Genomic DNA, 5,576 nt, shown 5'->3' with positions numbered 1-5,576 from the left:
AATGTTATAACTTTATAATTGATTATCACGATACAAATATATGTAAAGTTATAACAATAACAAAAGGAAAAACAACTTTTTTCCATTTTCACCGAGAACCCTGTCAATGGCTGCACTCGTCGGGAGTGTTGGTGCACCCCCTTGCCGTGCAGCGCTCCCCGACCGATGATTTTTTATTGTGCCTTGTGTCCTTTTCCCTTTTGTCCGGCTTCTGTTCCCAAGCACATCCGGAACACATGGCAGAGCGCTTGCAAATCCCGTCCGGAAGGCTTACCTTTGCAAAAGGTTATAGCACACTATAACCCCTAAAGGGGTTGTGTGCGAGGGGTGTCCCCTCGACCCCGTGCGATGTGACGTTTCACGCCACATCTTCTAAACAGACATACACACCTAAAACCTAAAGATATGGCAAAGACATGTATCAGAGTGGAAGCCTGCAATATAGGCAGCTCGGAACGTCACAACTTAAGAAGCAAGGAGCTCGACTACATCCGTCCGGAACTCACACACCGCAACGAACAGTGGGTAGAATGTTCCATTGCCGAAGTACACCGGGACATAACGGAAAAATACAAGGAAGCCACCGGACAAGGATTACAGAAGAAAGCTACCCCAATCCGGGAAGGGGTAATAGTAATCAGCGAGGAAACCACAATCCAGCAGCTTCAAGACTTGGCCGAAAAACTGGAAGAACGCTTTGGAGTGCACGCCTTCCAAATCTACACCCATAAGGATGAAGGCGCAAACGTATGGGACGGAAAGGAAGAAGCATGGAAACCGAACTATCATGCGCACATGATCTTTGACTGGACGGACGGCCATACAGGAAAAACTGTAAAGCTGAACAGACACGACATGGCGGAGATGCAGACTATAACAGCAGAGTGTCTCAACATGGAACGTGGAGTTTCTTCAGACAAGAAACACTTGTCGGCCATGCAATACAAAAACAAAATGGAAACAGAGAAAGCTGAACAACTTCAAAAAGACATCGAGCAACTAAACAGGGCATACACTGCCGGAACCGAGAAAATCACCACAGTCCAAAAGGAACTTAGTACGGCACAAAAAGAGCTAAACAGCATGAAAACCGACATACACATCAACGAAGCCAAAGAAGCTGCCGCAAAAGCCGGAAAAACCGTATTTAATGCCGTTACAAGCGTCTTTAATGTAGGGGAAGTAAAACGACAAGCCAAAGAAATTGAAACCCTCAAAAAAGAAAATTATAACCTCTCATTCAAGAATCAAAATTTAGAAGGACAATTAAGAACCAACAACATCGAGATGCGAAGGGTACAGGAAACAACCGACAGACAGATAAAGGCAGAAGCATCCAAACTAAAACCCATAACCAACCTTTTTCCGGAAATGGAAAATGCACAGGAAAATATAGAGGAACTCCAAACTATGGGAATACAAAATAAAGATATCCGACAACTTCTTATTGGAAAGGAAATATACTACACTGGAAACCTTTACGATAAAGACAAGAGAAAATCATACCAAGTTAAAAACGTGAAAATAGATATCTCCAAAAGTCAGAATGGTATTACTACAATTTGGCTAAATAACATCCACTTTAAAAACTTTCTTAAAGAACTTTGGAATACACTACAAAAGACTTTAGATAACGGTAACTGGCTACACCGATAGAAAGACACTAAAAAGAATTGCACTTCTCTTTTTTGAGAAGTGCAATTCAAATTAAATCCCGTTCATTTTTTAACGACTAAAGGTGCAATTAGCTATAAAACCAAAAGAAGGAGTAGTACCTTTTCCTTTAAACTCCCATTTAAAACCTTGACCAGGTACATTTGCATCCCAATACGAAGTCCAAGTGAAAGTGTTACTCCATAACGGTCCAGTTCCACTAAAAGCAACACTTTCAGGTGTCGTTATATTATCATCCGGACTTGGTTTAGCATTAGGATTTAATACTTCAAAGAAATAATAATTATTCTGTATTGAAGCATTCAAATCAACTTGCATCTTTAAAGTACGACTGGAATCGTAAAAAACTCCGGTAGTGCTTTGAGAACCTCCATTAATACTCAAAGAAGGGAGAACAGCCCTCGTTTCCGTTACAACATCCCTAAATACTGAAAAATCAAAATTAGCATCCTCCTTCACCTTTTTAACCAAAGTCTTTCCATTTACAGAAAAAACAACATAAGCGGTATTAGGATTTGAAATAGCACTTGCCACTTGAGCATTTAAAACCTGCAGGTTATTCTTATATTTCTCAATACTCAAAGGACTAACTTTTTCTAAATCCTGCCAATCCGAACCTGTTACATAAGACAACGCCCTCGTTTTCTTATTCTCATTGAAATAGTATTCATTTGTAATCTCATTTACATCAACAAAACGAGATAAGACCTCCATATCAGATACAGAATCACTAACCACAGGTTCTATTACTTCATTATCATTACACGAACAAACACCCAAAACAGTCAGTAGACTGATGAACATAAACATTACTTTTTTCATAAATCCTCCTTTTTTAAAGTTAATAAATAAAGGTTTCGCCCAAAAATATAAAATTTCTCCTATTTTTGCATTGAATATTAAATATTTAACTATGAATAGAATAATACATATCTCTTTACTTATTTCAACAGTATCACTTTTTCTTATTTCAAACACCGGATGTGTTGAAAAACAAGGATACTACAACCATGGAGAAGAAAGCATAATCTCATTAATTTGTGATATTACATGGGCTGGTAAAAAAACAACAGACGAAAACGGCAGTGTCTGGCAAGGTACATACAAATTCAATAAAAACGGAACATATACCCGTACAAATATAGAAATCGACAAACAAGGAAATAAAAAAGAAGCCAATATCTACGGACAATGGTCATTCGGTGATCCAAGTTTCAGTACCATTTATTTTGGTGGAGAACATTACTGGGACATAGACGAGCTAACTAAAAACAAATTTTCCTTCTATGACAGAAGTGGAAAATTTGGCGAAATACATAGAACTCACACCATACCAAGAAAACAATACAACAAACTAACAACTACCCACTATTAGGAAAAATATCCTCATCTAAATAAATATCCTGCAAAAGTTCATCCTTCCGGGTGACCTTATAACAACACAATGCCTCCCCAGTTTCCATATTATACCAATCAGCCACCTTATCTTTCACAGACATATACCAAGTATAACAACCATCTTCAACATTCAATCCCTCAATATTAAGAACCAAATCCTCATCTCTAAAATCATTCAACGCTTCATCTCCGATCATGGTGCGGAACTGTCCGAAACTACTCATGCGCTGCATCCCATGCATGGCAGTATAAATCATATCCAAAGCCTTATAATTTATCTGAATCTTTTTTTACCGTCACGACCTTTCGATTTTGAGACAGAAGCCTTTGAAGCATACTTAAAAACCTCTATCGCTGCATTTTCAAAATCCTCTATCTTCTTATATTTCTGAAAACGGGCATCAGCAACCGTACTACCATGCAATTTCTTCCATTGGGCTACTACATATTTTGCAGCTTCCAATGAATCAACAATAATATGAAAATGATAATGGAACGAAAACAAATCCTTTTTTACTACATGATAGGTACACTCCTTCTTAATCACCCCCGAAATACCAAGTGAACGAAACTTGTGTTTCGTCCTTATACCATCAGCCCACATCCGGTTACATCTACGCATGAAATCTCGCAATACCCTTGCATCATCGGTTACACAATTTTGCAAGGTAAGCGTCACAAAATAAAACTCTCTGCCTTCCGAAGCCAAATACTTCATAACCGGAAGGAACTTCTTTACATTTTGTGCCGTTTGAATACGCTGACAAATAGGACAAAAAGCCCGATGACAATAATGGGAATGCGCCTTACCTCCCTGCACAGTATAAACATTTGAACACACATGGGCATCCATATATGCTTTCATCAGCTTACTATCCGGATTCTTTTCCGAAAGTTTTCGAGTAAAATTATGGGATATGATTTTTACTTTAGCCTTTTTTTTAAGACTATCAGAACCGTTTTTTAACGGACTTTCTTTGCAGTTGGTTATATTTGTTCTATCTTTGCACATATGAAATTTTGATGTGGCTTTCGTTTGGTATCCGCCCCGCCAAGAACGAACACAAACGATTGCTAATTCTTAAAATACAAAGCCCGTTGGTTACTGCCTTCGGGCTTTCGTTTTTTCTCAGCCCAAAAGTAGGTAATTCATTCCAAACCGCCAAACATCATTCAAAAAACCTACATATAACAAGTCAAAAAGCATTTACCACGAAACTTTCTAGTTTATCTAGTATGGGGGCTCGCCCCCATTCCCCCGGCTGCGCAATTCTGACACAAATACACTACTAAATCCACAACAGACAAAGATACTTCCGGAAAAAAAACTATCTTTGCCGTACACAAAGACAACCCTTGCCGAGCGATACGGGAGAGTTGCAAAAAAAACACCGGAGTGAATTGACGGATATCCGACATCTCCGGTGGTATTTTTTTTCTTATCCCCCTCCCGTCCCCCAAAAGGGGAGCACACAAAGACAAACCCTGCCTTCACTCAATGGAGTGTTAAATAGTTGCATATGGGTCAAGTTCCTTAATCCGCTTACACAAAAAATCAAAGCGTTTCTTTGTAAGTGGTGTAAGCGTATCGAGATTATCTCCATCGAAATTCTCCCCAAAAATAAGGTCGTTCATTCCTATGCCGTGATTGTAGTTCTCACGCACACAGTTGCGCAGCGTCCAAAGGTTACGCAGGTTTACCCAGTCTGCTGTGCGGCTCTTTACCCTGCGGAACAAGATAACGGCAGTCCGCAAATAGTGCCCCACATGGTCGTAATCGTGCAAGACACGTTTGCCCAAATAGTAAATATCCAAATCTTGTTTTTCTCTGTCCTCGACTACTTGACAGAGGAAGAATGGAATATCCTTCAGGTTATCCCATTCGATGTAGTCAGTTGGTTTCATAATGTCTTATTTGCATTTTTCTTTCCGTACTTTCCATTATTCACAGAACATTTGCTGAAACACTTCACGTAACCTTTTTATCTCACTGAAATTCAAATCTCCAATCTTTCTTTTCAGCCGGCTTTTATCCACCGTGCGAATTTGATCAGTGGCTATCTCTCCTTCACGCCCGGCTACAGAACACAGAACCCGGTAAGGATAATTTCTTATCGTTGAGGTTATCGGAACAATGACTACTGTTGTAAGGTACATATTCAAATCTGAAGGAGTGACAACTACACATGGCCGTGTCTTTGCCATTTCACCCCCACGGGTAGGGTCTAACTCTACCCAATACACTTCATACTGTTCTACCATGTCCAATCCTCAAACTTTTCATCCTCAAACACATCAGGGATAAGCAACTCATCATCCCCATTCTCATGGGCACGTTTGGCAGCTTCCGCCCATCCCTGCCGTGGTTGTGCCTTTATCACAATATTGTTCCCGTCCAAAGAAATGCTCACAGCCGATTTCAAGGACAAACGCAACTGTTTCAATACTTCGGAAGGAAGTATTATCCCCTTGCTGTTTCCAATCTGAATAATATTCGTTACCAT

The 5,576-nt window shown here is 39.7% G+C and carries 8 protein-coding genes; 2 read left to right on the top strand and 6 right to left on the bottom strand.

What is annotated here, in order from left to right; genetic code table 11:
* Window positions 1-405: 405 nt before the first annotated feature.
* Window positions 406-1,656, top strand: a complete 1,251-nt coding sequence (locus NXV01_RS25850) for an NBU/pMV158-type mobilization protein (protein WP_005799237.1) — start codon at window positions 406-408, stop codon at window positions 1,654-1,656.
* 69 nt (window positions 1,657-1,725) lie between these two features.
* Here NXV01_RS25850 and NXV01_RS25845 read toward each other — a convergent pair whose 3' ends face one another.
* On the bottom strand, window positions 1,726-2,496 hold the full coding sequence (locus NXV01_RS25845) for a hypothetical protein (RefSeq protein WP_005799241.1): 771 nt from the start codon (window positions 2,494-2,496) through the stop codon (window positions 1,726-1,728).
* On the opposite strand from NXV01_RS25845, the gene NXV01_RS25840 reads away from it, so the two are divergent.
* The gene (locus NXV01_RS25840) at window positions 2,471-3,049 is read left to right on the top strand and encodes a hypothetical protein (protein WP_259023511.1); all 579 of its coding nucleotides are present in this window, start codon (window positions 2,471-2,473) and stop codon (window positions 3,047-3,049) included. The genes NXV01_RS25845 and NXV01_RS25840 overlap by 26 nt on opposite strands.
* Here NXV01_RS25840 and NXV01_RS25835 read toward each other — a convergent pair.
* From NXV01_RS25835 to NXV01_RS25815, 5 genes are all read right to left on the bottom strand, one after another.
* Window positions 3,036-3,329 carry a hypothetical protein gene (locus NXV01_RS25835; protein WP_240054026.1) on the bottom strand — a complete coding sequence of 98 codons (294 nt, stop codon included), beginning with the start codon at window positions 3,327-3,329 and terminating at the stop codon, window positions 3,036-3,038. The genes NXV01_RS25840 and NXV01_RS25835 overlap by 14 nt on opposite strands.
* Window positions 3,330-3,346: 17 nt before the next feature.
* Window positions 3,347-3,937 carry a protein rep gene (locus NXV01_RS25830; protein WP_259017341.1) on the bottom strand — a complete coding sequence of 197 codons (591 nt, stop codon included), beginning with the start codon at window positions 3,935-3,937 and terminating at the stop codon, window positions 3,347-3,349.
* A 641-nt stretch (window positions 3,938-4,578) separates the two neighbouring features.
* Window positions 4,579-4,977: a hypothetical protein gene (locus NXV01_RS25825; RefSeq protein ID WP_005799260.1), complete on the bottom strand. Its 399-nt coding sequence runs from the start codon at window positions 4,975-4,977 to the stop codon at window positions 4,579-4,581.
* A 36-nt stretch (window positions 4,978-5,013) separates the two neighbouring features.
* Window positions 5,014-5,334 carry a type II toxin-antitoxin system PemK/MazF family toxin gene (locus tag NXV01_RS25820; protein WP_005799262.1) on the bottom strand — a complete coding sequence of 107 codons (321 nt, stop codon included), beginning with the start codon at window positions 5,332-5,334 and terminating at the stop codon, window positions 5,014-5,016.
* The gene (locus NXV01_RS25815) at window positions 5,328-5,576 is read right to left on the bottom strand and encodes an AbrB/MazE/SpoVT family DNA-binding domain-containing protein (protein WP_005812783.1); all 249 of its coding nucleotides are present in this window, start codon (window positions 5,574-5,576) and stop codon (window positions 5,328-5,330) included. Before NXV01_RS25815 ends, NXV01_RS25820 begins: the two co-directional genes overlap by 7 nt.

The sequence above is a fragment of the Bacteroides sp. BFG-606 genome, assembly GCF_024788145.1.
Lineage (GTDB): Bacteria > Bacteroidota > Bacteroidia > Bacteroidales > Bacteroidaceae > Bacteroides > Bacteroides vicugnae.
This window is presented reverse-complemented; position numbering and strand designations above follow the sequence as displayed.

Bases quoted from the DNA above. Each gene is read 5' to 3' on its own strand.
- NXV01_RS25850 (WP_005799237.1), top strand. From the start codon at position 406: ATGGCAAAGACATGTATCAGAGTGGAAGCCTGCAATATAGGCAGCTCG.
- NXV01_RS25840 (WP_259023511.1), top strand. From the start codon at position 2,471: ATGAACATAAACATTACTTTTTTCATAAATCCTCCTTTTTTAAAGTTA.
- NXV01_RS25845 (WP_005799241.1), bottom strand. From the start codon at position 2,496: ATGAAAAAAGTAATGTTTATGTTCATCAGTCTACTGACTGTTTTGGGT.
- NXV01_RS25835 (WP_240054026.1), bottom strand. From the start codon at position 3,329: ATGATTTATACTGCCATGCATGGGATGCAGCGCATGAGTAGTTTCGGA.
- NXV01_RS25830 (WP_259017341.1), bottom strand. From the start codon at position 3,937: ATGAAAGCATATATGGATGCCCATGTGTGTTCAAATGTTTATACTGTG.
- NXV01_RS25825 (WP_005799260.1), bottom strand. From the start codon at position 4,977: ATGAAACCAACTGACTACATCGAATGGGATAACCTGAAGGATATTCCA.
- NXV01_RS25820 (WP_005799262.1), bottom strand. From the start codon at position 5,334: ATGGTAGAACAGTATGAAGTGTATTGGGTAGAGTTAGACCCTACCCGT.
- NXV01_RS25815 (WP_005812783.1), bottom strand. From the start codon at position 5,576: ATGGTAACGAATATTATTCAGATTGGAAACAGCAAGGGGATAATACTT.